The sequence below is a fragment of the Paraburkholderia sp. SIMBA_054 genome, from assembly GCF_046534875.1.
Classification (GTDB): domain Bacteria; phylum Pseudomonadota; class Gammaproteobacteria; order Burkholderiales; family Burkholderiaceae; genus Paraburkholderia; species Paraburkholderia hospita.
In genome coordinates, this window is the sequence record NZ_JAWRXV010000643.1 from 1 (window position 1) to 278 (window position 278).

The window sequence follows — 278 nt, forward strand, 5'->3', positions numbered from 1 at the left end:
GATGGAACGGCCGACGCCTGTTCGGCAGCATGGGAAAGGATCAAATGAACCTGAATGACAAAGTCGCCATCGTGACCGGCGCGGCATCCGGCCTCGGGCTGGCAACCTGCAAAACATTGCATGCTGCCGGTGCAAAAGTGGTGGGATTCGATCTCGATGGCGCAAAGGTGGCCGAGGTGCTAGGGCCCGACATGACGGGCTTGGCCGTCGATGTTGCCGACGAGCGTAGCGTGATGGCCGCCGTGCAGAGGGTCCGCGACGTGCATGGTGCGGTGCAT

General features: G+C 62.2%; 1 protein-coding gene. It reads left to right on the forward strand.

Annotation, left to right across the window (positions count from 1 at the left end):
• Positions 1 to 44: 44 nt before the first annotated feature.
• A partial coding sequence (locus SB822_RS56670; protein ID WP_410859049.1) for an SDR family NAD(P)-dependent oxidoreductase occupies positions 45 to 278 on the forward strand: 234 nt, incomplete at its 3' end.